We start from the raw sequence: 20,958 nt of genomic DNA, 5'->3' as shown, positions 1-20,958 counted from the left end.
CGCGACGTTTCGTCATTTTCGGTACGGGTCGGTATTGCCGCAACAAATACCGAAAGTCCAAATAGATCAACAACTTAGAGATCCCATTCAGCCAGGAATGAAGGCCTCTGGAATCTGAGCACCCGTCGCATCGCCGATGCGTTCATCCCCTCAAGCCTCCAGCGACGCGCCGCCGCACACCTGGATGTCCTGCCCCGTGATCGCGCCCGCGCTCGGGCCGAGCAGGAAGGCCACCAGCGCCGCCACCTCCTGCGGATCGATCAGCCGGCCCATGGGCGTGGGGCGCGGCGGGACGGCCTGGCGGGCCGGGTCTTGCAGCATCGCAGTGGCGGTGGCGGCCGGGGAGACCACGTTGACGGTGACGCCGGCGGGCGCCGCCTCGGCTGCCCAGCTGCGCGCCAGAGCCACCAGGGCCGCCTTGGTGGCCGCGTACTGACTGCGCCCCGCCATGCCGCGCGCCACGCGGCTGCCCACCAGCACCACGCGGCCGCGGCGCGCCTGCATCATCGGCGGCAGCATGCGGTTGGCCAGGCGCGTAGCGGCCTGCACATGCAGGTTCCACATGCGTGCGCCGGCATCGCCATCCAGCTCGCCCAGGCGCGCCACGCGCAGGATGCCGGCGGCGTGCACCAGGGCCTGCGCTGGTTCTTCGCCCGCTGCTTGCTGCGCAGCGGCTTCGCAGGCGGCGGCATCGCACAGATCCACCGTCGTCGCCTTGAAGTGCGGGTGTTCGATCTGCGGCGGCGCGATGTCGAGGCCGGTGACGCGCCAGCCGCCCTGCAGCAGCTGCCGCGCGATGGCCTGGCCGATGCCCGAGCTGCTGCCCGTGACCACGGCCAGTGGGCTTGCTTCAGTTGACTTCACAAGGCTTCACTCCACACGGATGTTGCCTTCGGTGATGATCTTCTGCGCCTTGGCCATGTCGGCCTCCTGGAACTTGGCGAAGTCGTCCACGCTGCCGGGCGAGAACACCAGGCCTTGCGCGCTGAACTTGGCCTGGATCTCGGCGGCCAGCGCCTTGTTGGTTTCGGCGTTGAGCTTGTTCACGATGTCTTGCGGCGACTTGGCCGGCGCCCACAGTCCGTACCAGCTGTAGAACTCGTAGCCGGGCAGCGTCTCGGCCACGGTGGGCACCTCGGGCAGGTTGGGCGTGCGCTTGTCGGAGGTGACGGCGATCACGCGCAGCATGCCGCTCTTGTGGTACTGCAGGGAGCCGAGGATGGGATCGATGAAGCCGGCGATCTGCCCGCCGATCAAGTCCTGGAACGCCGGCGCCGTGCCCTTGTAAGGCACCACGGTGTATTCGATGCCGGCTTGGCGCTTGAGCAGCTCGGTGGCCATGTGGCCGCCCGAGCCCACCGAGCCCACGGCAAAGGTCAGCTTGCCCGGGTTGGCCTTGGCATAGGCCTGCAGTGACTTGATGTCGGTGACCGGCAGGTTCTTGTTGATGGCCACCGAGAGCGGCGCCTTGGCGACCAGGGCAATGGGCGCGAAGTCCTTGTTGACGGCGTAGGGCACCGACTTCATCGTCATCGGCGCACTGATGAAGGTGCTGGCGTTGAAGAGCAGGGTGTAGCCGTCGGGCGCGGCCTTGGCCACGTAGTCGGCGCCGATGATGCCGTTGCCGCCGGGCTTGTTCTCGACGACGAAGGGCTGGCCCAGTTGCTCCTGCAGCTTCTGGGCGAGGGCGCGGCCGAGGGTGTCGAGCGTGCCGCCGGGCGGGAAGGGGATGACGACCTTGACCGGCCTGGTCGGATAGCTTTGCGCCGTGGCGGTGAGGGTGGCGAAGGCGAGGGCGGCCGCTGCGAGGATGCGCGCGATGGGCATGGGACTTGTCTCCTGATGCTGGATTTGTGGTGCCATCTTGGGCGGCGTCTGGGATCAAGTCAATTCATGCTTTTTGATCCAACTATCATCCGGCCAGATACCAGCGCGCCCATGGACTACCGCCAGATTCAGTACTTCGTGTGCCTCTATGAAGAGGGCTCCGTCACGCGCGCCGCCAGCCGGTTGAACATCGTGCAACCGGCCTTGAGCATGCAGATCGCGCGGCTCGAGGAAGCGCTGGGGCGCCAGCTGTTCGTGCGCAGCAACCGTGGCATGGTGCCCACCGCGCACGGCACGCAGATGTATGCGCTGTTCATGCCGGTGCTGGCCGACTTCGAGCGGGCGCGGGCGCAGCTGCTGTCGTCCGGGGGTGAGCTGGCGGGGCACGCGCGCATCGGGCTGCCGGCGAGCATCGCGCAGGACGTGCTGGCGGAGGCGCTGGTGGAGTTCTCTGCGCGGTTTCCGCGGGTGACGGTGTCGGTGACGGAGGCTTACAGCGAGGCGCTGATCCAGGGCGTGGCGAGCGGGCAGCTGGATACCGCGATCGTGAATCGGCCGCGGCGTTTGGCGTTGCTGGCGGAGCCGGTGCTGGACGAGGAGTTCGTGCTGGCGGTGGGGTTGGCGCATCCACCCTTGCCGGTCCGCATGCCCTTGCGCGATGCGCTGAAGCTGCGCCTGGTGCTGCCGACGCGGCAGCATGGCTTGCGGGCGGCGCTGGAAGGGTTCGCGGATGCGGCGGGGCTGCAGATCGCCTGCGCGGTGGAGGTGGATTCGCTTGGCGCGATCGCGCAGATCGTGGAGCGCGGGGAGCATGCGACGCTGCTGCCGCGCACCGCGTTGCGTGGGTGGCTGGCGGCGGGGAGTTTGCGCGAGCATCACGTGACGCGGCCGGTGTTGCGGCGGCATCTGGTGTCGCTGGCACATCCGAGAAGGCCGGTACCGGCGCAGGCCGCGGGGTTGCTGGAGGTGGTGGTGCGGCGGTTGCGGGAGAAGACCTGAATCCGCGAGGGGCCGCTTGAAAACGCGCCGGTGAAGCTCATGTACTCTTCGTACCAACTGCAGGGCGATGTGGCCATGCGCAAGCTGTCTTCGTTCGCGGCCTCCCTCCTTCGCGCGGCGAAGCACCGCGCCAGCGCCTGGCTTCCCGCGGGCTCCTCGGATACCGAGTTGCCGGCGCAATGGCGGTCGTGGCTGGACCAGCATGTCGAGTTGCGCGCCAGGCTGCCCGAAGCGCTCCGGCTGCGGCACGATTCGCTGGTGCTGGAGTTCGTGGCGCGCAAGCCCTTCATCGGTTGTGCCGGGCTGGACGTGACGGAGCAGATGCGCGTGGTCATCGCGGGCCACGCCTGCCTGCTCGTGCTGGCGCGGGGCATGCGCGCCTACTCGCACGTCCGCGAGATCCTGCTCTACCCAGGTCAGTTCGTGGCCAGGCGCCTGGACGCCGTTGGCGATGGCCTGGTTCATGAACACGTGCAGGTCCTGCAAGGCGAGTCGTCGTCCCTCGGCCAGGTCGTGCTGTCATGGGCCGACGTGCAGCATTCCACCGGCTTTGGCCACAACCTCGTGGTCCATGAGTTCGCGCACCAGCTGGACCAGGCCAAGGGCCGTGCCAACGGCGCGCCGTTCACCGTTGCAAGCCAGGCGCGGCGCCAGCGGTGGGCCACTATCATGAGCCGCGAATTCGAGCAGCACCAGCGCAACGCCGCGTTGGGCGAGCAGACGCTGCTCTCGCACTATGGAGCGACCAACCCTGCCGAGTTCTTCGCGGTGTGCTCCGAGGTGTTCTTCGAGTTGCCCCAGGCGATGCGCTACGTGCATCCCGCGATCTACGAGGAGCTGAGCCAGTACTACGGGCTCAGCCCGGCGGAATGGTTCGGAGCGGCGGTTCGGCCCGTCACATTGCCACACATCCAAGCCTCGGCCGGAGGCGCTCGGCCCATCTGGTAAAGTAAGGATTCCTTACTTCGGGGAAATCCTGCCGTGCTCGCCAAGATCACCTCCAAGAACCAGCTCACCTTGCCCAAAGCGGCCATCGCCGCCGTCGGCGCGGTCGACTACTTCGACGTCGAAGTCCGGCAGGGGCAGATCGTGTTGACCCCGGTGCGCATCCAACGGGGCGATGCCGTGCGGGCCAAGCTGGCCGAGCTGGGGCTCAGCGACACCGACATGGCGGATGCCGTCACTTGGGCGCGCGGCGGCGCTCCGGCTCACGGCGCAGCCGAGCCGTCCACGGGATACGCGCCGGCAGCAGCGCCCAAGGCGGCCGGCAAGAAGCCCGCGCGTCGGAAGTGACTGCGCCGCCGCGGGTGGTGCTCGACACCAACGTGATCCTGTCAGCGTTGCTGTTCGCTGGCGGGCCTGCCTCGCGCTTGCGGGCCGGCTGGCAAGAGGGGCGCTTCCTCCCGCTTGCCAGCACGGCGACCGTGCGCGAGCTGGCTCGCGTGCTGGCCTGTCCGAAGTTCAAGCTGTCCGCGAGCGAGCAGCAAGACCTGCTCGCCGACTACGTGCCCTGGGTGCAAGTGGTCCGCGTGCCCGACCCTCCACCAGTGGTGCCGGCGTGCCGCGATCCGTTCGACTTGGTGTTCCTGCACGTGGCCGTCACGGGAAAGGCCCGAATGCTCGTGACCGGAGACAAGGATCTGCTGGTGCTCGATGGGTCGCGCGGCTTGTGCCCGGTGGTGACCGTCGACGCGTTTTGCCGGGAAGTGATGGTGCGATAGGTCGGGGGAGAGGGAGCAAGGCCCGTCAGACCTGCTCTGAATCTTCGCGCGCGTAACGCCTGCTGCCCGATCCTGGGTTGGCATAGTGGAACGGCGGCACGAACACCGCCGGCCAGGGCTCGTACGCCACGCTCGGCGGCAAATCCGGCGGCAGATGTGCGCGCACCCCACCGGCCGGCGACTTCGCCTTCGCCCATCCTTCATCGAAGGGCGTGTGGTACGTGCGATAGAAATGCAGCTTGCGGATCCGCCAGATGCCATCCTCGCCCTTGCGGTACCGCATCTCGTAAGGCCCTTCGCCCCACACGGCGCTCTTGCCGAACTCGGCGATCTGCATGAAGCAGCGCCAGCGACCGCTGGCGTTGCGGCCGTCCTGGTCGATGTTCACGATGCCCTGCACGATCAGGTGGTTGTACAGCTGGCCCCACAGCAGGCCGTTCTCGTCGCTCTTGGCCGGGCCCTTGCCCAGCAGCTCCTTGAACAGCACGGCCGCCTGCTTCTTGCCGATGTAGACGCCCAGCGCCGAGATCTCGATGCTGCAGTCGTCGGTGAACAGGTCCAGCGCTTCGTCCCACAGCGCCTTGTCGAGGTAGTAGCCGTAGGCGCGCGTGAGCTTGTTGATGGCCTCGGTGTCTTCGGCGGTCTGCACGCGGCGCTCCAGCGCGTCGATGCGTGCCAGCAGCGCCTGCATGGCTTCTTCGGTGATCGTCGTGGTCATGCTCACTGGTCCAGCTTGATGCCGGTCTGCTTGATGATGCGGCCCCACACCTCGTGGTCGTTGCGCACGAGCGTGGCGAACTCGCCCGGCGTGGTGCCGGTGAAGTCCACGCCCTGCGGCTCGAACTGCGCGCGCAGCTCCGGCTTGCGCAGCACCGCCACGATGGACTTGTTCAACTTGTCGAGCGTGGCGGGCGGCAGGTTCGCCGGGCCGAAAAAGCCCATCCAGCCGGTGATGTCGAGCGCCGGGAAGCCTTGCTCGCGCGCCGTCGCCACGTTCGGCAATTGCTTGATGCGCGTGGTGCCGGTGACGGCCAGGGCCTTCAGCTTGCCGCTCTGGATATGCGGCAGCGAAGTGACGAGCGCATCGAACTGCAGCTTGGTGAAGCCGCCCAGCAGGTCGCGCATGGCGTCGGCCGAACCCTTGTAGGGGATGTGGTTCAGCCTGGCACCGGCCTGATTCAGCATCTCGATGTAGAAGTGGCCGTTGGTGCCGGGGCTGGGCGAACCGGCGGGCACGGCGTCGGGCTGCGTCTTGCTCCAGGCGACCAGCTCCTTCAGGTCGTTGACCGGCACCGACGGGTGCGCCACCAGCACCGAGCCGCTGCGGTAGACCTGCGTGATGGGCGTGAATTCGGCGAACGGGTCGAACGGCGGCTTGCTGAACATGTGCGGCACCTGGGTGTGCGTGGTGTTCAGGCCCAGCATGATGGTGTGGCCGTCGGCCGGTGCGCGTGCGACCGCCAAGGCCGCCGGCACGCTGGCGCCGCCGGGGCGGCTCTCCACGATGATGGCGACGTTGTCGAGCAGGGGCGCCAGGTGGTTGGCGATCGCGCGGGCCAGGATGTCGGCGGGGCCACCGGGTGGGGCGGGGATGACGATGCGGATGGGGCGGCCGGCGACGGGGAAGGTGTCTTGCGCGCGGGCGTTGATCGCGGCAAAGGGTGCGAGGGCGGCGGCGCCGAGCGCAAGGATGTCGCGGCGGCGTGGTGCGGCGCGGTGGGGATCGTGCATGGCTTGGTCTCCGCTGTTCTGGTCTTGCCGGGATCGTAGGCGCCGGGCTCGGCTGCGCATAGCGCGCTTTTCTCGTGGGGTGTCAACCCGCCGTTAACATGGCCGCATGGCCACCGCCCCCAGCAGCGTCCCCCTTTCCATCGGCCGCCGCCTGCGCTTCGCCCAGCTGGAACTGGTGCATGAAGTCGCGGAGTGCGGCAACCTGGCCGAGGCGGCGCAGCGCCTGCACATCACGCGGGCCGGCGTCAGCAAGGCCATCAAGGAGCTGGAGCGCTCGCTGGGCCAGGTGCTGTTCGAGCGATCGCGGCAGGGCATGACGCCCACGGCCGCGGGCTTGCGCGTGGCCAAGCACGCGCGGCTGCTGGTCAACGAGCTGCGGCACTTGACGGAGGAGGTGGCGGCCAGCGGCGCCAGTGCTGGCGGCTTGTTGCGTCTCGGCATGCCGCCCTTCGTGGCGGAGCACGTGGCACCCGCGGTGCTGCGCCGGCTGCGTGATGGCGCCGGCGGCGCCGTCGACACGATCCAGGTGCACGAAGGCCGGCTGCATTCGCTGATCGAGCAGCTGCTGCGCGGCGAGGTGGATGCCGTGCTGTCGCTGTATTCGCCGCGCGCGGTGGATGCGCTCGATCTCTCCATGCTGGACATCCGGCCGTTCCTGAAAGTGCCGATGGTGGTGATCGCGTCGCCGCAATTGGGCGTGGCGCGCAAGAAGCACCGCTGGCCGGACTTGCTGCGCTACCCCTGGATCCTGCCGCCGGCCAGCACGCACCAGCGGCGCTCGCTCGACGAGATGTTCACCGCGCGCGGCAACCGGGCTCCGGCTCCGGCGGTGGAGTCGGGTTCGCTCGCGGCCAATGTGCGGCTGGCTTCCGCGGGGCTGGGGCTGGCCGTGGTTCCGTTGATGGCGGCGGAGGCCGAGATCAAGGCCAGGCGGCTGGTGGTCGTGGACGTGGGACCCGCGTTGCCGGAGACCGTGGTGGCCCTGATGTATCGCCGGGTGTCGGCGATCTACATGGATGCGTTGCGGGCGCTGGATGCGGCGGTGATGGCGCGTTGACTCCCGGCACAGAATCATCCGCATGATCCCGCGGCCACTTTCCCAGCTGCTCTGGCGCACCCTGGCCGTTGCGTGCGTCGCCCTCGGCATGATCGGCGTGGTGCTGCCCGGCTTGCCGACCGTGCCCTTCCTGCTGGTGGCCGCCTGGGCTGGCGGCAAGGGCTGGCCGCAACTCGAGGCCTGGCTGCTGGCCCACCCGCGCTACGGCGCATCGATCCGGCAATGGCGGGAGCGCGGCGCGGTGCCGCGGCGTGCCAAATGGGCGGCCTCCGGGATGATGACGCTCAGCGCCGTCGTGCTGCTGCTGTCGCCCCTCGCGCTGTGGCTGCGCGTGGCGGTTCCGATGGCGATGGCTTGCGTGGCGGTGTGGTTGTGGATGCGGCCGGAGGCTTGAGGAGAAAGTCCCGCCTCAGGTACCGGTGTTGAAGACCAGGCGCTTCAACGGGATCTGCCTTCCGCCTGGCAACGTCAGCGTCGCCGTGGTTGCGCTGGTCGCCTGGAACGTCACCGACCCGATCGGCGCGAACAGCGCGGCGGGCGCCTTGTAGTTGCCATTGAGCGACTGCCCGCCGGCGTTCTGCACCAGCGGCAGCGTGAACGACGACGCGCTGGCCAGCGAACCCGTGGCCAGGTACCAGACCGGCTGGCCGCTCGCTTCGTACATGAAGCTGCCCAGCATCACGGTGTTGCCCTGCACCTCGAGCACGAACCCGCGGCCGCTTTCCGATTCGTTCCACCAGGTGCCGTTGTTGAACTGGGCGTTCGACGCGGCAGGGCCGCTGCCGGCGCGGAACAACTGGATCTGGATGTTGCGCCCGCCACCGCCCGTCATCTCCACCACGATCGTCCCGGTGGTGCCCGTGGTGAACAGCAAAGTCACCTGCGCCACCGTCTGCGTGGTGCCGGGCGCCTGGTAGCTCCCGGTCAGCGTCTGCCCGCCCGCGTAGCGGATCAGCGCGCCTTGGTAGGTGCCGTCGGCCTGCAGCGTGGCCAGGCCGGTGTACCAGGTGGCCGAGCCGCTTTCTTCGTACATGTACGCGCCCAGCGAGATCTGGTTGCCCTGCCGGTCGATGAAGAAGCCGCGGCCGCTCTCCTGCGGGTTCCACCACATGCCGTTGGCGGGGGCCGCCAGCCCATAGTTGCCGGCGGTCACCGAGGACAGGCTCACGTCGTCGATGTAGAACGTGGTGGGTCCGCTGCCATCGGTGATGGCACTGAAGCGCAATTCCACCGTTTGCCCCTTGTAGGCGCTCAGGTTCACCGCGCCCTGCTTCCAATTGGTGGCCGCGTTCAGGTTCGAGTAGCCATCGCCCAGGCTGCCCAGCCTGGTGCCGGCCTGGTCATACACCTCGATCAGGAACTGGTCGTACAGGACCGTCTGCGTTTCGCCGGTGACGATCCAGTACCAGAACACCGCAGACGGCGTCGCCGGGGACGGGGAAGGCCGCCTTCAGAACCACCTCGGGCGCGGGTGCGGCGGATGGTCCACCACCGCCGCAGGCGGCCAGGACGACAGCGGCAAGCGCCGCGGCAAGAAGCGTTCTGAAGTTCAAGTGCCGGCTCCCGCAACAAGGCTGCGTGCGCCATTGTCGGGCTCGCGGGCCCCGCCTCGCGGCCTTTTTTGGCGCGAAGGAAGCGCGTCAGTCGAAGGTGAAACGCTGCAACGGAACCTGCCGGCCGTCCGGCAAGGTCATCGTCGCCTTGGTCGCCGTCCTCGCCTGGAACGTCACCGACCCGAGCGAGGCCGACAGGGTCCTTGGCTGCTGGTACGGCCCGGTCAGCGTCTGCCCGTCAGCGAACTGCGTCAGGGTGAGCGTGAAGGACGAAGTGGTCGCCAGCTGGCCGGTCGCCCGGTACCACACCGGGCTCCCATCCTTGTCGTACATGAAGCTGCCCAGCGTGACGTTGTTGCCCTGCACTTCGATCACAAAGGCGCGGCCGCTCTCGTCTTCGTTCCACCAGGTCCCGTTGGCGAAAGTCGCGTTCGACGGCGGCCCGCCATCGCCGCGGAACTGCTCGAGGGTGATCAGGTGTTTGTCGTCGCTGCCGGTCAACTTCACTTCCAGCGTGCCAGTGGTTGCCGTGTCGAATTCCAGGACCATGGTGGCGATGGCGCTCGACGTGTCGGGCGGCCGGTAAGAGCCCTCCAGCGTCTGCCCGCCGCTGTAGCGGGTCAGCGTGCCGGTGTAGCTGCCATCGGACTGCTGCGTCGCGAAGCCGGTGGACCAGGTCGCCCGGCCATCGTCGTCGAAGACGTAGGCGCTCACCAGGATCCGCTCGTCCTGCCGCTCGATGAAGAAGCCGCGGCCGTTCTCCTGCGGGTTCCACCAGAGGCCGGTGTTGGGCTCGGCCAAGTCCTTTTCGGCCTGGCAGACCGCGGCAAACAGCGTGGGGTTCTCCGAGCCCTCCTCGCCGCAGCAGCCCGCGAGTGCGAAGGCGGCCAACACGGCGGCACACAGACCGCGGAAGTTCATGCGGCGTCTCCTGACGGTTGAATCTGCACGGGATGCAGCAGTTCCTCCCCCGCGCCGAACCGGCGCACGTTTTCGACGATCAACGCCGCGAGCCGCGCCACGCCCTGCGGATTGCCCGCGCCGCCCACGTGTGGGGTGATCAGCACGCCCGGTGCTTTCCACAGCGCGTGGTCGGCAGGCAGCGGCTCGGGGTCGGTCACGTCCAGTCCCGCGCCTGCCAGGTGCCCCGAGTGCAGCGCGGCCACCAGGCTGGCCGTGTCCACCACGGTCCCCCGCCCCACGTTCACCACCAGCGCGCCGCGCTTGCAGGCCGCCCATTCGGCCGCGCCGAACAGGCGATGCGTTTCTGCCGTGCCGGGCAGCGAAAGCGACACGGCATCGGACTGCGCCAGCGCCTCGTGCAGGCGCGCGAGCGGCAGCACCTGCTGCACGCTGCCCACCACGTCGCCGACGCCGCTGCGGTTGACCGCAATGCAGCGCATGCCGAAGCCCTGCACGCGCCGCGCGGTCTCCTTGCCGATGCGGCCGTAGCCCACCAGGCACAGCGTGCGGCCATCCAGCGAATCCATGCGCGCCGCATAGGCACGGTTCCACTCGGCGCGGGCGCCCTGCACGGCGGCATCGCCCAGGCGGCGCCCCAGCGCCAGCAGCAGGGCGACCGCGTGCTCGGCCACCACGCCGGCGGCGGTGTCGCCCACGCTGGTCACGGCGACGCGCGGCGGCAGGCCGTGCTGCTCCACCGCCTCCTGGCCGGTGGAGATGAGCTGCAGCCAGCGCAGCCGGGGCGCCTGCAGGACGGCCTGGGCGAGGGCGGGGCTGTAGCCTTGCGCGACGCCGGCGAACAGGGCGCCGTCGGCGCTTGCCAGCGCGGCGATGGCTTCGGCTTCGCTGGCCACGGCGACCAGCTCGCAGGCGGCGTTGCGCAAGCCTTCAGCCAGCATGCGCTGCTGGCCGGTGAACGGCGTCCAGAGAAGGATGGTGGGGCAGGTGGGCATCAGGCGAGATTGTGGCGTTAAGCTCGCCGCCATGCCCATCGCCGTCATCGACTTCGAAACCACCGGCCTCTCACCCGCCATGGGCGACCGCGCGACGGAGATCGCCATCGTCATGGTGGAAGGGGACCGCGAGGTTGGCCGTTTCGAGTCGCTGATGAATGCCGGGGTGCGCATCCCCGCCTTCATCGAGGCCTTCACCGGGATCACCAACGAGATGATCGACGCGGCGCCGCCGGCCGATGAGGTGATGGCCGCGGCGGCGCGCTTCGTCGGCGACGCGCCCCTGGTCGCGCACAACGCATCGTTCGACCGCCGCTTCTGGGCCGCCGAGCTGGAGCGGCTCGGGCCCGACGCGCCGGCAGCCAACCCTTTCGCCTGCACCATGCTGCTGTCGCGCCGGCTGTACCCGGAGGCCATGAGTTTCCGACTCGGTTCGCTGGCGGCGTTCCATGACCTGTCGTATTCCTCGCGCGCCCACCGGGCGATGGCCGATGCGGAGGTCGCTGCGGCGCTGCTGAAGCGCATCCGGCGCGACCTGGAGCGGCGCTACGACGCGTACGAACCGGGGCACGAGTTGCTGGTGAAGGTGGGCAAGGCGCCGAAGAAGAGGGTGGGCGAGGCGATTGCCAAGTACCTGGGCGCCCGCGGCGAGCCCCGCCCCGGAGCGGCCGCCTCGGTCCCCGCCACCATGAAATTCGAAAGTCAGGCTTTCCTTTTTCCTGGTCCGTAAGGTACCATCGGTCCATGCTCCCCCGCCCCGCACTGGAAGCCGCGGTCCGGCGCGCGCTGGCGCGCTCGCGCGGCGTGGTGCTGGTGGGCCCGCGCCAGGCCGGCAAGAGCACGTTGGCGCAGGCCTTCGTGCGGCGGGATTCGCCCCAGTATTTCGACCTGGAATACCCGCCCCACGAACGCCGGCTGGCCGAACCCGCGCTGGCGCTCGAGCAAGCACGGGGGCTGGTCGTCATCGACGAGGTGCAGCGCCGGCCGGACCTGTTCCCGTTGTTGCGCGTGCTGATGGATCGCTCCGATGCGCCCGGCCAGTACCTGCTGCTGGGCAGCGCCTCGCCCCACCTGGCACGGCAGGCCGGCGAGTCCTTGCTGGGGCGGGTAGAGGTCGTCGAGGCCGCCGGCTTCGACCTGCGAGAGGTCCTGCCCCGCACCGCGCCGTGGCACGATGAAACGGCCAGCCGCCTGTGGCTGCGCGGCGGCTTTCCTCGCTCCTGGCTGGCTGCCACCGATGACGACAGTTTCGCCTGGCGCCAGCAGGCCATCGCCCAGCATCTGCAAACGGACCTGCCGCAGTTCGGGCTCAACATCAGCGCCCCGGGCATGCTGCGCTTCTGGACCATGCTCACGCACTACCACGGCCAGACCTGGTCGGCCGCGGATCCCGCGCGGTCCCTCGGCGTGTCGGAACCGACCATCCGGCGCTACCTGGACATCCTCACCCAGACCATGATGCTGCGCCAGCTCCAGCCCTGGCACGAAAACCTGGGCAAGCGCCAGGTCAAGGCGCCCAAGCTCTACTTCCGCGACACCGGCTTGCTGCACGCCTTGATGGACGTGCGTACGATGGCCCAGCTGGCCACGCACCCGCGCGCCGGCGCCAGTTGGGAGGGTTTTGCCCTGGAGCAGGTACTGCGCCTGGCGCGTCCGCAGCAGGCCTACTTCTGGGCCACGCACCAGGGCGCGGAGCTCGACCTGCTGATGTTCCAGGGCAGCCGCCGGATCGGCGTCGAGTTCAAGCGGGCGGACGCGCCTGCGGTGACGCCATCGATGCGCATCGCCATCGACGACCTGAAGCTGGATGCCCTGTATGTGGTGCACCCGGGCCAGCACCGGTTCAAGATGGCCGAGGGCATCGAGGCGGTGCCGCTGTGGGCCATGCTGCCATGAAGGCGCCGGGCGACAGCCTGTTCGCCGCCTTCATCCCCCTGTTGCCGCTGACGCTGGCCGTCTTCACCGGCTACTTCGCCATGGGCATGGCGATGCCGGTGGTACCGCTGCACGTGAGCCAGACGCTGGGCTTCAGCACCGTGATCGTGGGCGTGGTGATGGGCAGCCAGTTCGCCTCGTCCTTCTTCGCGCGCATGTGGGCGGGGGAGGTGTCGGACGCGCGCGGGCCGCGCTTCGCCGCGATGGCCGGGTTGCTCGTCACCTGCTGCGTGGGGCTCACCTACCTGGCTTCGCTGGCCTTCACCGGCCAACCCACCGTCTCCGTCGCCATCCTCGTCGCCGCACGCCTGATCACGGGCGTGGGCGAGAGTTTCATCATCACCTCCATCCTCAGCTGGGGCATCGCACGCATGGGCGCGGAGCATGCCGGCAAGGTGATCGGCTGGGTGGGCATGTTCCTCTTTGCCGCCTACGCGGCCGGCGCGCCGGTGGGTGTGGCGGTGCACGGTCGGTTCGGCTTCGCGGGCATCGCGGTCGCCACCATCGCCATTCCGCTGCTGGCGCTTGCGCTGGTGGCGGCGTTGCCGAGGCTCAAGCCCAGCACGGCGCCGCGGCTGCCGTTCTACAAGGTGTTGGGTGCCATCCAGCTGCCCGGGCTGGGGCTCACGCTGTGTTCGATGGGCTACGCCATGGTGGTGGCCTTCATCGCGCTGCTGTTCGCGCAACGCGGCTGGGGCGGCGCGGCGCTGGCCTTCACCAGCATGGGAGCGGGCTTCATCGCTGCGCGATTGCCGTTCGGGCACCTGCCCGACAAGCTGGGCGGCGCGCAGGTGGCGGTGTTCACGGTGTTGCTGGTGGCGCTGGGGCAGCTCGCGATCTGGCTGGCACCGGGGCCGGTGCTGGCCTGCGTGGGAGCCGCGCTCACCGGCGCCGGCTATGCGTTGGCCTTCCAGGGATTCGGCGTGGAGGCGGTGCGGCGCACACCGCCGCAAAGCCGCGGCGCGGCGATGGGCGCCTATGTCGCCTTCCAGGATCTCGCCATGGGCTTGTCGCCGCCGCTCGGCGGCGCGCTCGCGCATGCCGCGGGGCTTGACGCTGTGTACCTGGCTGCAGCGGTCGCGGCGCTGGGCTCCGCCGTGGTCGCGGCCGTGCTGCTGAAGGCACGCTGACCAAGCCGGCTGCGTTGCGGCAACGCCACCGCACCGCCTGACACAAAAAATATTCAGTACGCACAAGCCTGTGGAGCAAACCGGCACAACTGCCGGGTTGTCCACACGGGCGGCGGCGCCGCCGAAGTTGTCCCAGATGCACGACAGCAGGGACAGGGCGCCGCCCACATGCCTGTCCCGTTCGTAACTGCTTGATCCGCAAGGGGCAAAGGGCGGTTATCCACACAAGTGGCCGGCGCCTATCTACTACTGCTATCTTGAATCTGAAGAGAAACCAGGAAGAGAGTGCGCAGCCGGAAGCGGCGCCAGGGAGGCTCTTGCGCTTCGCGCGGCTTGGCCCACAATCCGCCCCTCGGGTTGACAAGCGCAACTGACAAGTCCCGGCCGGCCGGGCCACTACGCTGCGGCACTCAACACATCCTGGAGGCACTTCCCATGGCCACGCAACTCCCCGACAGCGTCCTCTCGCACGTCTCGCTCGGTACCAACGACTACCCCACCGCCAAGGTCTTCTACGACGCCCTGCTGGCGACTCTGCAGATCAAGTGCGTGATGGACTTTCCCGGTGGCGCGGGCTACGGCCGCAAGTTTCCCGAGTTCTGGATCCAGGCGCCGCATGACGGCGGCCGGGCCAGCGTGGGTAATGGCGTGCACATCTCCTTCCTGGCGAACTCGGTGGAAGAGGTGAAGGCCTTCCACGCCAAGGCGCTGGCCCTGGGCGGCAAGGACGACGGCGCGCCGGGCTATCGCAAGGAATACGACGACAAGTACTACGCCGCCTTCGTGCGCGACCTCGACGGCAACAAGATCGAGGCGATGCTGATGGTGGAATGAGCGCGGGGCCTTGTCCGACACACAGGGGCACCGGGCCTGCCTAGATTGGGTTCATCTGCAAGGAGAAATGCAATGGATGAACTCAAGGCTCCCCGCCCCCTCGCGGTCGTGACCGGCGCCTCATCGGGGATCGGTTACCACCTGGCCCGCTGCGCCGTCGAACACGGCTACGACCTCGTCGTCGCGGCTGACACTTCACTGGATGCGGCGGTCAGCGACCTGAAATCGCTCGGCGCCGCGAAAGTCGATGCGGTCGAGTGCGACCTGGCCTCGACGGACGGCGTCAAGAAACTCATCTCGGCGATCGGCGGGCGCGAGGTCGACGCCCTGCTGGCGAATGCCGGCCACGGGCTGGGTGGCGCCTTCCTCGACCAGGACTTCCCGGCCATCCTGCACGTGATCAACACCAACATCACGGGCACGGTGCACCTGATTCATCAGATCGCCAACCGCATGCGCGAGCGCGCCAGCGGCGAAGGCCATGGCCGCATCCTCATCACCGGATCCATCGCGGGTTTCCAGCCAGGCAGCTTCCAGGCCGTCTACAACGGCACCAAGGCCTTCATCGATTCCTTCTCGCTGGCGCTGCGCAACGAGCTGAAGGACACGCGCATCACCGTGAGCTGCCTAATGCCCGGCCCGACGGACACCGAGTTCTTCGCACGGGCGGACATGCTGGACACCAAGGTGGGCACCGACAAAAAGCAGGATGCCGAGGAAGTCGCGCGCATCGGTTTCGACGCCATGCTCAAGGGCGAGGCCGATGTCGTGGCGGGTTGGAAGAACAAGATGCAGGTCGCCATGAGCAAGGTCATGCCGGCGCAGGCGACGGCGGAGATGCACCGCAAGCTGGCGGAACCCGGCACCGGCAAGTCCACGGAATCCAAGGAGCAGTGATGACCCACCAGTACAAGAACCAAGCCCAGGACAAGCAGGCCGCGTTGAGCGGCAAGGTCGAGAACGACTTCAACAAGCAGGGTCAGCAGAAGCCCACGCAGAAGAACGAGGGCCAGCGCACGCCGCTGAGCCGGCATGACCGGGAAAGCCAGATCGGCAACAACCAGTCGCAAGCCAGGCGCGGTGCCCCGAACCAGGGCAACAAGGCCGGACCGCGCTGATCAGCCCTGCGGGGCCGGGCCGAGCAGGTCGGCGTAGTCGAAGCACTGCGCCAAGCCCAGCGAGCAGCCGCGCGGCCGCCAGCGGCCGTCGGCCTGCTTCACGAACAGCTGGTGCCCACCCAGCAGGCGGCGCAGCATGGGATCGAAATCCAGCAGTGCGTGGGGAGCCAGTTTGGCTTCCACTACGTGGCCGGGATCGAACGTGTCGGCTGCGGGCGTGTGCATTGCAGCATTTTGAGGCGTTTTGCGCCGCCCGCGCTGTCCAACGGACGACATTGCGGCTTGTGCGCAACGCCTTCCGTCGGGAGCTGCCTCTAAAGAGGGCGCTTGCCTGGCTTCTTACCTGGTACTGACAGGCAGACCGGCCAGGGTGTCGCCGAAAGCGTTCCGCGGTGCAGCCTGGGCCAACCAGGTGCTGCCGCTGTCTTCACCGGTCAGGGCGGCCACCTGGTCGCGGCTGGCGAGGTATTCGCCAACCACTTGGGCGCGCGTCCTGGTGCCCTGCACGAAGCGCAGCGGGTTGTACTGGGTGGACCAGGGGTTCACGCCGGCCTGCTTGAAGGCCACGAGTTCGGCATTCACCTGCGCGCGGCTGGCGGTGGAGACGAAGTCGTCCTTCACCACGGTGGGAGTTTCAGCGAAGGCGCTGCCGGCGAAGGCGGCAGCGGCGACGACAAAGGCGGCGGCGATGTGGCGGTTCATGATCAGGTTTCTTTCCATCGAGCGGTTGCTTTGAATCCGGGCATGGCGGGCCGCGCTCGTCGCCCGTCTGTCCAGCCTCGGTGAGTCTTGGGTCGGCTCATCGATGCATGGCAGATGGGAAGGAAAGACGCGCCGACAAGCGCGCGTTTTCGGGATGCAGTGTTTCGCGGATGGAAACAGCAGAGACTAGAGGAAGCCGACCCGCTTGGGGAACAGCTCGCGCTCCAGGTTGGCCAGCATCTGTGCCCAGCCCTTGCGCGTGGCGTCTTCCATGGCCTGGGCTTCGTTGTGGTCGCCTAGTTCGTGGGTGAGCGTCAGCTCGCTGGCGTTGGCGCCCTGCGCCGCAAAGTCCAGCCGCACCCGCGTGGTTTCGTCCGAATAGGAGGCCACCAGGAAATCGAACACGATGAGCCGGGGCCGCTCGATGGTGACGTAGTTGCCGCGATGCACGACGTCGAACACGCTCTCGTCGCCGTCGGCCAGCGGCCGGCGGTCGGTGACGACGAAGCCGCCGCCCACGACCGGGTTGATCTCGCACTGCATCACGTTGCCGGTGCGGGTGGCGAAGAGGAACCGGGAGGCCTGCGAGGGCGTCAGCCAGGCGTCGAACACGCGCTCCGCGGGCGCGCTGTAGCGGTGCGCCACGCGCACCATCACGGGAGGGCTCATCGTGCGGTTATCGCGCCGACCAGCCCGGCCGTCAAGAAACGAAATGTTAGCGTGCCACCTTGGCTTGAGTTCTGCTCCGCGCAGCGGCCCGTGGATGGCGCGGAACATCGTGCAGCGACGTCCCCCTTGCGAGGAAGAACCGGCTTTGCCGGGCTTCCTTGCACTGATCAACCACTTGGAAAAGTCGCGCAGCGAGCTTTTCCAAGTGAAACCATCTAGCGTGCCACCTCGGGCAGCTCGATCTTCACTTCCAGCACGTCGAAGTTGTCCTGGCGCTCCAGGTGCACCTTGATGTCCTGCGGGTCGATCTTCACGTACTTGCCGATCACGGCGACCAGGTCGCGCTGCAGCGCGGGCAGGTAGTCGGGCTGGCCGGGGTTGCGGCCGCTGCGCTCGTGCGCCAGGATGATCTGCAGCCGCTCCTTGGCGACGCTGGCGGTCTTCTTCTTCTCGCCGAGCAGGAAGGAAAGCAGGGACACGGCTCAGCCCCTTCCGAAAATGCGCTTGAAGAACCCCGCCTTCTGCGCGTCGATGAAGCGCAGCGGCTTGTCCTCGCCGAGAAAGCGCGCCACGACGTCCTGGTAAGCCTCGGAGACGTCGGTGCCCTTCAGGTGCACGGCGGGCAGGCCCTGGTTGCTGGCCTGCAGCACCGATTCGCTTTCCGGGATGACGCCGATCAGCGGAATGCGCAGGATGTCCTGGATGTCCTCCAGCGACAGCATCTGGCCCTGGTCGACCCGGCTCGGGTTGTAGCGCGTGATGAGCAGGTGCTCCTTGATCGGCTCCTTGCCCTCGATCGCGCGCCTCGTCTTCGACGACAGCATGCCCAGGATGCGGTCGGAGTCGCGCACCGAGGACACCTCGGGATTGGTCACCACCAGCGCCTCGTCGGCGAAGTGCATGGCCATCAGCGCGCCGGTTTCGATGCCGGCCGGCGAATCGCACACGATGTACTCGAAGCCCATGGCCGCCAGGTCGTCCAGCACCTTCTGCACGCCGTCCTTCGACAGGGCCTCCTTGTCGCGCGTCTGCGAGGCCGCCAGCACGTGCAGGTGCTCGTTGTGCTTGTCCTTGATGAGGGCCTGGTTCAGCGTGGCCTCGCCGTGGATCACGTTGACGAAGTCGTAGACCACGCGGCGCTCGCAGCCCATGATGAGGTCGAGGTTGCGCAGGCCGACATCGAAGTCGATGACGGCGGTCTTGTGGCCGCGCAGCGCGAGGCCGCTGGCGAAACTGGCGCTGGTGGTGGTCTTGCCGACCCCGCCCTTGCCGGACGTGACGACGATGATCTTGCTCATGGGATTCCCTGGATGCGGAGCTTGCTGCCTTCGAGGCGGATCTGCTTGGGCCGGCCCTGCAGGTCCGCCGGCAGCGGCTCCTCGAAGCTGCGGTAGATGCCGGCGATGGACACCAGCTCGGGTTCGAGGCACTGCGTGAAGATGCGTGCTTCGGTGTTGCCGCGCGCGCCGGCGATGGCCTTGCCGCGCAGCGGTGCGTAAACGTGGATGTGGCCGTCGGCGATGACTTCGGCGCCGGCGTTCACCATGGCCAGGACCACCAGGTCGCGGCCGCGCGCATAAGCCTGCTGGCCGGAGCGCAATGGCTTCTCGATCACGAGCGCGGACGGGTTGACTTCCTCCCTCCCCCCCTGGGGGAGGGCGGGGGCGGGGGCGCGCGCGGCGACAACGTCAGCCTCCTGCGACAAGGCCAGCCCTGCTTCCTGAGCCGCCCGCAATTGCCCCGCATTGCCGCCCTTCACCGCGACCGGCACCACACGGTAGGGCTTGAGCACCTCGAGCAGCGCATCGAAGTCCACCATCGCCTCGGCCGGCAACGGCGCCAGATCGATCACCAGCGGATCGTGGTCGAAAAAATCGGGCATGTCGCCGAAACGCACCTGCATTTCCTGCGCCAGCTGGCCCAGGTCGGCCGTCTTCAGCAACAAGGCCAGCAGCGGCAGGTTCGCGCTCTTGAGTTCGAACGTGGCGGGCGCGCGGCCCGCGAGGGAAACCGTCATCGGTACAGCGGTGGCACAGCGAAAGCGGCGCAGTGTAGCAGCGAGGTGTTACCGGGTTGTCTCCATCTTCCTACGCGGGTTGTGGCACCCCGCCGCCTGGGCGGGGCCGCGCGCCGGACCGACACTGTCCGCAGTCCCCAGGAGTCCGCCATGCGCATCAAGCACCACCCCACCCACTGGCTAGGCGTCGCCGCGATCGTGGCACTGGCCCTGCTCGCGTTCGAAGCCGCGGGCCAGAGCACGGGCGCGGGCGCCATGTTCGAAGGCCGGCCCGCGATGGCCGGTGCGCAGGGCGGCCAGGGCGCGCAGGCGGGGCCGCCGCAAGGGGGCATCGGCCTGCAAGGCACGGAGGGCGCCGAGCTCCGGCTGCGCCGCCCGGCCATCATCGAGCAATCCATGAATCCGCCGCCGGCCGCCGCCTGCGCGGACCTCCCGCGCACCTCAGCGGCGGAACAGCCGCTTTGCCTGCCGCAGGTCCGCGACGAACGGATGGAACGCCGCGTCGCGCGACTCGGGATCGACGCGCAGCAGCGCTGACGGGTGCAGCGTCACCAGCACCTCGCGGCCGTCCGGCCGCGGGAGCCAGTGGCCGCGCTCCGCCATGACCGGCACCGGGCGCCCCAGCAGCGAGCGCGCGGCCGTCGACCCGAGCGCCACCAGCGCCTTCGGCTGCACCAGGGCGATCTCGTCTTCCAGCCAGTGATGGCAGGCCGCGATCTCGCGCACCGCCGGGCTCTTGTGGATGCGGCGCTTGCCGCGCAGCTCGAACTTGAAATGCTTCACCGCGTTGGAGACGAAGGTCTGGGCCTGCGGAATCCCGGCCGCTTCGAGCGCGCGCGCCAGGAGCTTGCCGGCGGGTCCGACGAAGGGATGGCCTTCGAGGTCTTCCTTGTCGCCCGGCTGCTCGCCCACCAGCATCAGCTTCGGCTTGAGCTTGCCTTCGCCCGTGACCGACTGGGTGGCGAACTCGCCGATGGGGCATTCGCGGCACGCCATGGTGGCGGCCTTCAGTTCCGCGAGCGAGGCCACCCGCACCGGTGCCGGCGCGGGCCGTCCGTCAGGCACCGGACGCGGGCACCACCTGCTGCGGCCGGAACAAGGTGTCGAACCAGTCCTGCCACAAGGCATCGGGTGCCATCTCGCCGGGCGCGCGGGCGGCGGGGATGCCCGGCGCGTAAATCAACTGGCCGGCGTCGCAGCGCACGCTGCGCTCCGGCGTGAAGATGGCCCAGTGGGCCGCCACGCTGCGCTTGGCGTACCAGGGCGCCACGGTCTCGACCACATGGTGCGTGGGCTCGTACCAGGCGACCTGCAGGCATTCGCCTTGCTCATCCGGCGCGAGCGCGATGAAGCGCAGGTTCGACTTCATCTTGTGCACGTCGCGCCGCACCGCATGCGCCATGTGCTGGGCATGCAGCATGTCGGGGTCGGCGGCATCGTTGCGCAGGCCGGGCTCGTGCACCAGCCGCCAGAGCAGGCGGTAGAGCAGGGCGAAGCGCTCGGGGTCCTGGTGCAAGACCACGAACTCGGACAGCCGCAGGAAAGAGGCCGGGACGATCGCGGTGGCGGCCCGCGCGACATTGCGTGGGCGGCTGGCCGAGGCCAGTGCCGGCTGCAGGTACTGGTCACCCGCCACCGGATGCAGGCTCCACACGACTTCTTCCGGCCGAACCTGACGCGCGAGCAGATGCGTGGCTTCATCGCGGAAGCCTGCGAGATCGATCGGGCCTTGCAGTTTTGCTTCCATGG

The 20,958-nt window shown here is 68.5% G+C and carries 28 protein-coding genes; 13 read left to right on the top strand and 15 right to left on the bottom strand.

Annotated elements, in window-relative coordinates:
* Positions 1-150: 150 nt before the first annotated feature.
* A complete protein-coding gene (locus FN976_RS12440) occupies positions 151-864 on the bottom strand; it encodes an SDR family NAD(P)-dependent oxidoreductase (protein WP_145893349.1) in 714 nt (237 codons plus the stop codon).
* 6 nt (positions 865-870) lie between these two features.
* Positions 871-1,827: a Bug family tripartite tricarboxylate transporter substrate binding protein gene (locus FN976_RS12435; protein ID WP_145893348.1), complete on the bottom strand. Its 957-nt coding sequence runs from the start codon at positions 1,825-1,827 to the stop codon at positions 871-873.
* A 111-nt stretch (positions 1,828-1,938) separates the two neighbouring features.
* On the opposite strand from FN976_RS12435, the gene FN976_RS12430 reads away from it, so the two are divergent.
* The 4 genes from FN976_RS12430 to FN976_RS12415 are packed head-to-tail and all read left to right on the top strand — an operon-like array spanning position 1,939 to position 4,547.
* Positions 1,939-2,826 carry a LysR family transcriptional regulator gene (locus FN976_RS12430; RefSeq protein ID WP_145893347.1) on the top strand — a complete coding sequence of 296 codons (888 nt, stop codon included), beginning with the start codon at positions 1,939-1,941 and terminating at the stop codon, positions 2,824-2,826.
* Between the two features lie 39 nt (positions 2,827-2,865).
* Positions 2,866-3,774, top strand: coding sequence for a M90 family metallopeptidase (locus FN976_RS12425; RefSeq protein WP_145893346.1), 909 nt, complete (start codon positions 2,866-2,868; stop codon positions 3,772-3,774).
* A gap of 33 nt (positions 3,775-3,807) precedes the next feature.
* Positions 3,808-4,119, top strand: coding sequence for an AbrB/MazE/SpoVT family DNA-binding domain-containing protein (locus FN976_RS12420; RefSeq protein WP_255440363.1), 312 nt, complete (start codon positions 3,808-3,810; stop codon positions 4,117-4,119).
* Positions 4,116-4,547 carry a putative toxin-antitoxin system toxin component, PIN family gene (locus FN976_RS12415; protein WP_145893345.1) on the top strand — a complete coding sequence of 144 codons (432 nt, stop codon included), beginning with the start codon at positions 4,116-4,118 and terminating at the stop codon, positions 4,545-4,547. The genes FN976_RS12420 and FN976_RS12415 overlap by 4 nt, the downstream gene beginning before the upstream one ends.
* Before the next feature lie 25 nt (positions 4,548-4,572).
* Here the strand turns inward: FN976_RS12415 and FN976_RS12410 are convergent, their stop codons facing one another.
* Together FN976_RS12410 and FN976_RS12405 are read right to left on the bottom strand one after the other, a co-directional pair.
* Positions 4,573-5,265 carry a nuclear transport factor 2 family protein gene (locus tag FN976_RS12410; RefSeq protein ID WP_145893344.1) on the bottom strand — a complete coding sequence of 231 codons (693 nt, stop codon included), beginning with the start codon at positions 5,263-5,265 and terminating at the stop codon, positions 4,573-4,575.
* A gap of 2 nt (positions 5,266-5,267) precedes the next feature.
* Positions 5,268-6,278 carry a Bug family tripartite tricarboxylate transporter substrate binding protein gene (locus tag FN976_RS12405; RefSeq protein ID WP_186510861.1) on the bottom strand — a complete coding sequence of 337 codons (1,011 nt, stop codon included), beginning with the start codon at positions 6,276-6,278 and terminating at the stop codon, positions 5,268-5,270.
* 106 nt (positions 6,279-6,384) lie between these two features.
* Here FN976_RS12405 and FN976_RS12400 point away from each other — a divergent pair, with 106 nt between their 5' ends.
* A complete protein-coding gene (locus FN976_RS12400) occupies positions 6,385-7,335 on the top strand; it encodes a LysR family transcriptional regulator (protein ID WP_145893342.1) in 951 nt (316 codons plus the stop codon).
* Between the two features lie 22 nt (positions 7,336-7,357).
* Positions 7,358-7,729 (top strand): YbaN family protein, encoded by a 372-nt coding sequence (locus FN976_RS12395; RefSeq protein ID WP_145893341.1) that lies wholly within the window; start codon positions 7,358-7,360, stop codon positions 7,727-7,729.
* Positions 7,730-7,744: 15 nt separating this feature from the next.
* Here the strand turns inward: FN976_RS12395 and FN976_RS12390 are convergent, their stop codons facing one another.
* The 3 genes from FN976_RS12390 to FN976_RS12380 all read right to left on the bottom strand — a co-directional run bounded on the left by FN976_RS12390 (position 7,745) and on the right by FN976_RS12380 (position 10,804).
* Entirely contained in the window at positions 7,745-8,749 is a 1,005-nt protein-coding gene (locus FN976_RS12390) for a hypothetical protein (RefSeq protein ID WP_145893340.1), read from the bottom strand.
* A gap of 226 nt (positions 8,750-8,975) precedes the next feature.
* Positions 8,976-9,809, bottom strand: a complete 834-nt coding sequence (locus FN976_RS12385) for a hypothetical protein (RefSeq protein ID WP_145893339.1) — start codon at positions 9,807-9,809, stop codon at positions 8,976-8,978.
* The gene (locus tag FN976_RS12380; RefSeq protein WP_186510860.1) at positions 9,806-10,804 is read right to left on the bottom strand and encodes a D-2-hydroxyacid dehydrogenase; all 999 of its coding nucleotides are present in this window, start codon (positions 10,802-10,804) and stop codon (positions 9,806-9,808) included. The genes FN976_RS12385 and FN976_RS12380 overlap by 4 nt, the downstream gene beginning before the upstream one ends.
* A 31-nt stretch (positions 10,805-10,835) precedes the next feature.
* Here FN976_RS12380 and FN976_RS12375 point away from each other — a divergent pair, with 31 nt between their 5' ends.
* From FN976_RS12375 to FN976_RS12350, 6 genes are all read left to right on the top strand, one after another.
* A complete protein-coding gene (locus FN976_RS12375) occupies positions 10,836-11,534 on the top strand; it encodes a 3'-5' exonuclease (RefSeq protein ID WP_145893337.1) in 699 nt (232 codons plus the stop codon).
* Positions 11,535-11,548: 14 nt separating this feature from the next.
* The gene (locus tag FN976_RS12370; RefSeq protein ID WP_145893336.1) at positions 11,549-12,700 is read left to right on the top strand and encodes an ATP-binding protein; all 1,152 of its coding nucleotides are present in this window, start codon (positions 11,549-11,551) and stop codon (positions 12,698-12,700) included.
* Positions 12,682-13,869: an arabinose transporter gene (locus FN976_RS12365; RefSeq protein ID WP_255440356.1), complete on the top strand. Its 1,188-nt coding sequence runs from the start codon at positions 12,682-12,684 to the stop codon at positions 13,867-13,869. The genes FN976_RS12370 and FN976_RS12365 overlap by 19 nt, the downstream gene beginning before the upstream one ends.
* Before the next feature lie 435 nt (positions 13,870-14,304).
* A complete protein-coding gene (locus FN976_RS12360; protein WP_145893334.1) occupies positions 14,305-14,703 on the top strand; it encodes a VOC family protein in 399 nt (132 codons plus the stop codon).
* A 72-nt stretch (positions 14,704-14,775) separates the two neighbouring features.
* Complete coding sequence (locus FN976_RS12355; protein WP_145893333.1) at positions 14,776-15,600, top strand: SDR family NAD(P)-dependent oxidoreductase; 825 nt, start codon at positions 14,776-14,778, stop codon at positions 15,598-15,600.
* A complete protein-coding gene (locus FN976_RS12350) occupies positions 15,600-15,821 on the top strand; it encodes a hypothetical protein (protein ID WP_145893332.1) in 222 nt (73 codons plus the stop codon). The genes FN976_RS12355 and FN976_RS12350 overlap by 1 nt, the downstream gene beginning before the upstream one ends.
* Here the strand turns inward: FN976_RS12350 and FN976_RS12345 are convergent, their stop codons facing one another.
* From FN976_RS12345 to minC, 6 genes are all read right to left on the bottom strand, one after another.
* Entirely contained in the window at positions 15,822-16,046 is a 225-nt protein-coding gene (locus FN976_RS12345) for a hypothetical protein (RefSeq protein ID WP_145893331.1), read from the bottom strand.
* 114 nt (positions 16,047-16,160) lie between these two features.
* Positions 16,161-16,541, bottom strand: a complete 381-nt coding sequence (locus FN976_RS12340; protein ID WP_145893330.1) for a DUF4148 domain-containing protein — start codon at positions 16,539-16,541, stop codon at positions 16,161-16,163.
* Between the two features lie 168 nt (positions 16,542-16,709).
* On the bottom strand, positions 16,710-17,192 hold the full coding sequence (locus tag FN976_RS12335; RefSeq protein ID WP_186510858.1) for an SRPBCC family protein: 483 nt from the start codon (positions 17,190-17,192) through the stop codon (positions 16,710-16,712).
* Between the two features lie 215 nt (positions 17,193-17,407).
* Entirely contained in the window at positions 17,408-17,671 is a 264-nt protein-coding gene (gene minE / locus FN976_RS12330) for a cell division topological specificity factor MinE (protein WP_145893328.1), read from the bottom strand.
* A gap of 3 nt (positions 17,672-17,674) precedes the next feature.
* Positions 17,675-18,490, bottom strand: a complete 816-nt coding sequence (gene minD / locus FN976_RS12325; RefSeq protein WP_145893327.1) for a septum site-determining protein MinD — start codon at positions 18,488-18,490, stop codon at positions 17,675-17,677.
* Positions 18,487-19,209 (bottom strand): septum site-determining protein MinC, encoded by a 723-nt coding sequence (minC, locus tag FN976_RS12320; protein WP_145893326.1) that lies wholly within the window; start codon positions 19,207-19,209, stop codon positions 18,487-18,489. The genes minD and minC overlap by 4 nt, the downstream gene beginning before the upstream one ends.
* A 150-nt stretch (positions 19,210-19,359) precedes the next feature.
* On the opposite strand from minC, the gene FN976_RS12315 reads away from it, so the two are divergent.
* Positions 19,360-19,746: a hypothetical protein gene (locus FN976_RS12315; RefSeq protein WP_145893325.1), complete on the top strand. Its 387-nt coding sequence runs from the start codon at positions 19,360-19,362 to the stop codon at positions 19,744-19,746.
* Here the strand turns inward: FN976_RS12315 and FN976_RS12310 are convergent.
* The gene (locus FN976_RS12310; RefSeq protein WP_255440355.1) at positions 19,651-20,274 is read right to left on the bottom strand and encodes a UdgX family uracil-DNA binding protein; all 624 of its coding nucleotides are present in this window, start codon (positions 20,272-20,274) and stop codon (positions 19,651-19,653) included. The two genes, FN976_RS12315 and FN976_RS12310, sit on opposite strands and share 96 nt — an antisense overlap.
* Positions 20,267-20,956 (bottom strand): TIGR03915 family putative DNA repair protein, encoded by a 690-nt coding sequence (locus FN976_RS12305; RefSeq protein ID WP_145893323.1) that lies wholly within the window; start codon positions 20,954-20,956, stop codon positions 20,267-20,269. Before FN976_RS12305 ends, FN976_RS12310 begins: the two co-directional genes overlap by 8 nt.
* Positions 20,957-20,958 lie beyond the last annotated feature (2 nt).

This window comes from Caenimonas sedimenti (genome assembly GCF_007833165.1).
In the GTDB taxonomy this organism is placed as follows: Bacteria; Pseudomonadota; Gammaproteobacteria; order Burkholderiales; family Burkholderiaceae_C; genus Ramlibacter; species Ramlibacter sedimenti.
The sequence above is the reverse complement of the archived record's forward strand: the minus strand, read 5'-3'. Positions and strand labels throughout refer to the sequence as shown.

Coding starts and splice junctions, on each gene's coding strand:
- FN976_RS12435 (WP_145893348.1), bottom strand. CDS start 1,827: ATGCCCATCGCGCGCATCCTCGCAGCGGCCGCCCTCGCCTTCGCCACC.
- FN976_RS12430 (WP_145893347.1), top strand. CDS start 1,939: ATGGACTACCGCCAGATTCAGTACTTCGTGTGCCTCTATGAAGAGGGC.
- FN976_RS12425 (WP_145893346.1), top strand. CDS start 2,866: ATGTACTCTTCGTACCAACTGCAGGGCGATGTGGCCATGCGCAAGCTG.
- FN976_RS12410 (WP_145893344.1), bottom strand. CDS start 5,265: ATGACCACGACGATCACCGAAGAAGCCATGCAGGCGCTGCTGGCACGC.
- FN976_RS12405 (WP_186510861.1), bottom strand. CDS start 6,278: ATGCACGATCCCCACCGCGCCGCACCACGCCGCCGCGACATCCTTGCG.
- FN976_RS12400 (WP_145893342.1), top strand. CDS start 6,385: ATGGCCACCGCCCCCAGCAGCGTCCCCCTTTCCATCGGCCGCCGCCTG.
- FN976_RS12395 (WP_145893341.1), top strand. CDS start 7,358: ATGATCCCGCGGCCACTTTCCCAGCTGCTCTGGCGCACCCTGGCCGTT.
- FN976_RS12385 (WP_145893339.1), bottom strand. CDS start 9,809: ATGAACTTCCGCGGTCTGTGTGCCGCCGTGTTGGCCGCCTTCGCACTC.
- FN976_RS12380 (WP_186510860.1), bottom strand. CDS start 10,804: ATGCCCACCTGCCCCACCATCCTTCTCTGGACGCCGTTCACCGGCCAG.
- FN976_RS12375 (WP_145893337.1), top strand. CDS start 10,836: ATGCCCATCGCCGTCATCGACTTCGAAACCACCGGCCTCTCACCCGCC.
- FN976_RS12370 (WP_145893336.1), top strand. CDS start 11,549: ATGCTCCCCCGCCCCGCACTGGAAGCCGCGGTCCGGCGCGCGCTGGCG.
- FN976_RS12360 (WP_145893334.1), top strand. CDS start 14,305: ATGGCCACGCAACTCCCCGACAGCGTCCTCTCGCACGTCTCGCTCGGT.
- FN976_RS12355 (WP_145893333.1), top strand. CDS start 14,776: ATGGATGAACTCAAGGCTCCCCGCCCCCTCGCGGTCGTGACCGGCGCC.
- FN976_RS12350 (WP_145893332.1), top strand. CDS start 15,600: ATGACCCACCAGTACAAGAACCAAGCCCAGGACAAGCAGGCCGCGTTG.
- FN976_RS12345 (WP_145893331.1), bottom strand. CDS start 16,046: ATGCACACGCCCGCAGCCGACACGTTCGATCCCGGCCACGTAGTGGAA.
- FN976_RS12340 (WP_145893330.1), bottom strand. CDS start 16,541: ATGGAAAGAAACCTGATCATGAACCGCCACATCGCCGCCGCCTTTGTC.
- FN976_RS12335 (WP_186510858.1), bottom strand. CDS start 17,192: ATGAGCCCTCCCGTGATGGTGCGCGTGGCGCACCGCTACAGCGCGCCC.
- minD (WP_145893327.1), bottom strand. CDS start 18,490: ATGAGCAAGATCATCGTCGTCACGTCCGGCAAGGGCGGGGTCGGCAAG.
- minC (WP_145893326.1), bottom strand. CDS start 19,209: ATGACGGTTTCCCTCGCGGGCCGCGCGCCCGCCACGTTCGAACTCAAG.
- FN976_RS12315 (WP_145893325.1), top strand. CDS start 19,360: ATGCGCATCAAGCACCACCCCACCCACTGGCTAGGCGTCGCCGCGATC.
- FN976_RS12305 (WP_145893323.1), bottom strand. CDS start 20,956: ATGGAAGCAAAACTGCAAGGCCCGATCGATCTCGCAGGCTTCCGCGAT.